Origin of the sequence: Sporosarcina cyprini (assembly GCF_022048975.1) — a bacterium.
Lineage (GTDB): Bacteria > Bacillota > Bacilli > Bacillales_A > Planococcaceae > Sporosarcina > Sporosarcina cyprini.
On the sequence record NZ_JAKMHX010000027.1, the window covers coordinates 1 to 2,398 of the forward strand.

2 protein-coding genes are annotated in these 2,398 nt (G+C 62.7%); both read right to left on the bottom strand.

The window, feature by feature from the left end; all coding sequences use genetic code 11:
* Window positions 1–20: 20 nt before the first annotated feature.
* Window positions 21–788, bottom strand: a complete 768-nt coding sequence (istB, locus tag L7D49_RS11250) for an IS21-like element ISSsp5 family helper ATPase IstB (RefSeq protein WP_007686288.1) — start codon at window positions 786–788, stop codon at window positions 21–23.
* Window positions 785–2,278: an IS21 family transposase gene (gene istA / locus L7D49_RS11255; RefSeq protein WP_336246390.1), complete on the bottom strand. Its 1,494-nt coding sequence runs from the start codon at window positions 2,276–2,278 to the stop codon at window positions 785–787. The genes istB and istA overlap by 4 nt, the downstream gene beginning before the upstream one ends.
* Between the last annotated feature and the right edge of the window lie 120 nt (window positions 2,279–2,398).

Sequence of the window (2,398 nt, forward strand, 5' to 3'; positions counted from 1 at the left end):
CCCCGGCATTGGTGTAATTTTCAGGGTCTGGTTTTGGCCTTGCGGGCCCGGCTGTGCGCGAGGCGATAGCTTTCGCCGTTCATCTCGAGGATGCTGACGTGATGGGTCAGGCGATCGAGGAGCGCGCCTGTGAGACGCTCAGATCCGAAGGTTTCGGTCCATTCGTCGAAGGGCAGGTTGCTGGTGATGAAGGTGGAGCCGCGTTCGTAACGCTGGGAGATCAGCTCGAACAACAGTTCGGCGCCGGTCTTGGAGAGCGGCACAAAGCCCAGTTCGTCGATGATGAGCAGCTTGTATCCGGCCATCTGCTTCTGGAAGCGCAGAAGACGGCGCTCGTCGCGGGCCTCCATCATTTCGCTGACCAGCGCTGCCGCGGTGGTGAAGCCCACCGACAGTCCTTTCTGGCATGCTGCCAGTCCGAGCCCCAACGCTACGTGCGTCTTTCCGGTGCCTGATGGCCCCAGAGCGATGGCGTTCTCACGCCGCTCGATCCACTCGCAGCGCGCCATCTCGAGCACCTGCATCTTGTTGAGCCTGGGGATGGCGGCGAAGTCGAAGCTGTCGAGGCTTTTGACGGCGGGGAAGCGCGCGGCCTTGATGCGCCGCTCGACCATGCGACGCTCCCTGTCGATCATTTCCATCTCGACGAGGCGGGCGAGGAAGCGGATATGATCGACGCCTTCAGCGGCACATTGCCGCGCGAGCTTGTGATGCTCACGCAGGCACGTAGGCAGCTTGAGCGCCTTGAGATGGTGAGCGAGAAGGATCTCCGGGGCCTGATCGCTCATGCGGCCTCCTGCCGGTCGGAGAGCAGGCTCAGATAGGCTCTGGCAAAGGTCTTCTCGACCGTGGTGCGTGGCAGGAAGGGATAGACGTCCAGGTCCAGCCTGGGCGGTACGCGTTCGATCCGGCACAGGACGAGGTGCTTGACGGCATCGAAGCCGATGGCGCCAAGATCGATGGCCTGTTCGACCGCCGCCTGGAGATCGGCGAGGGTGAACGTTTCCAGCAGGCGCAGTACCTGCACATATTCGCGCTTGCCATGTTTGTGCATGCGCCCTTCCATCAACCGCTGCAGTGTCGTGAACGCTTCGGGCAGGTCCCAGCCCTGCAAAGGCGCAGCCTGGTCGAATGCGTTGATCTTCTGCTCGATCAGCGGGAGATAATGGAGCGGGTCGAAGGCAACCTCCTCGCGGGCATAGCAACGAGGATGACGGGCGATGACTTCGCTGCGGCAGCCGATCACCACCTCATCGACATAGGCCCTGATCCAGACCTCCTGATGGCCCCAGGCCACCGGAACCGAATAATCGTTGGTCCTGTAGCGCACCAGGGATTGCGAGGAGACCCGCCCGCCTTTCTGATCGCAGGCCTCGAAGGGTGTAGCGGGCAGAGGCTGCATGGCNNNNAGATCGCGCTGCAGCCGCTCACCGATCGTCTCGCTCTGCCCGCGCACCTTGTCCTGCTGGCGCTCGCGGCATTGCTCCTCCAGCCACAGGTTGAACGCCTCCCAGGTCGGGAACTTCGGGATCGGCACCATGAAGTTGCGCCGGCAATAGCCTACCAGCCCCTCCACATTGCCCTTCTCGTTCCCCTTGCCCGGGCGAGCATAGCGGTCGCGGATCACGTAATGTGACAGGAAAGCGCTGAACAATGTTGCACGCTGCCGCGTGCCGTCGGGCAGGATCTTCGCCACAAGGCAGCGATCGTTGTCATAGACGATCGAGCGCGGTACCGCGCCGAAAAACGCGAAGGCATGCACGTGTCCGTCCACCCAGGCCTCCGCCACCGCCGCCGGATAGGCCCGCACATAGCAGGCATCACTGTGCGGCAGATCGAGCGCGAAGAAGTAGGCCTTCTGCTCCACCCCGCCGATCTCCACCAGCGCTTCCCCGAAATCGGCCTGCGCATCTCCCGCAGGGTGCGCCAGCGGCACGAACATCTCCCGGCTGCGCTGTTCGCGCTCCCGGATGTAATCCTTGATGATCGTATAGCCGCCGGTGAAACCATGCTCGGTGCGCAAACGGTCGAATACCCGCTTCGCCGTATGGCGTTGCTTGCGCGGGACACTGCGGTCACCCTCAAGCCATCCATCAATGATCGCCACAAACCCGTCCAGCTTCGGGCGCTGCGGTACGGACTGGCGCCGGTAACCCGGCGGCGATGAAAACGACAGCATCTTGCGTACCGTATCGCGCGACACATTGAAACGCTTCGCCGCCGCCCGTTGGCTCATGCCATCCGCGCAAGCCAGACGGACCTGAAGATAAAGTTCCACGCTGTAGATCCCCACACCTCCCTGACTCGGCAGAAAGGCTTCAAGGTGGACGACTTTTACGCCGCCCGCAGCAGGACTATCCCGCCGCTACCGTGGTCGAATATTGCTCCGCCGTTCTCA

Bases quoted from the DNA above. Each gene is read 5' to 3' on its own strand.
- istB (WP_007686288.1), bottom strand. From the start codon at position 788: ATGAGCGATCAGGCCCCGGAGATCCTTCTCGCTCACCATCTCAAGGCG.